This is a genomic window from Candidatus Cardinium hertigii (genome assembly GCF_003788695.1).
The window spans coordinates 46,833-47,211 of record NZ_RARA01000023.1; the positions used below are offsets into that span (position 1 = coordinate 46,833).

Sequence of the window (379 nt, forward strand, 5' to 3'; positions counted from 1 at the left end):
AGCTGTTCAGTATACAATTTGGCCCAATAAAACAAAGCCCTTTTATCATAATCTGCTTCATCGCTGATTTGTATTTCAATATTAAATAGTTTACCATCTACTGCCTTGGCTTTGAGATCCAATATAGATGCTTTATCTCCTCGAAAGTTTTGCGGATTGTAGGGATTAAGCANNAATTGGATACCTTCCTCTTTGCCTATTTGGATACCTTCTTCTTTGCCTATTTGGATACCTTCTTCTTTACCTATTTGGATACCTTCTTCTTTGCCTATTTGGATACCTTTCTCTTTGCCTATTTGGATACCTTCTTCTTTTCCTATTTGGATACCTTCTTCTTTTCCTATTTGGATACCTTCCTCTTTGCCCTCATTTTTAGCTT

The 379-nt window shown here is 36.1% G+C and carries 1 pseudogene (running past one end of the window); it reads right to left on the minus strand.

The annotated features are described in order from the left end of the window. A pseudogene (locus tag EDM02_RS06135) lies at positions 1 to 170 on the minus strand (PD-(D/E)XK nuclease family transposase) (its annotated part extends 311 nt beyond the left edge of the window); the annotation flags it as partial. Between the last annotated feature and the right edge of the window lie 209 nt (positions 171 to 379).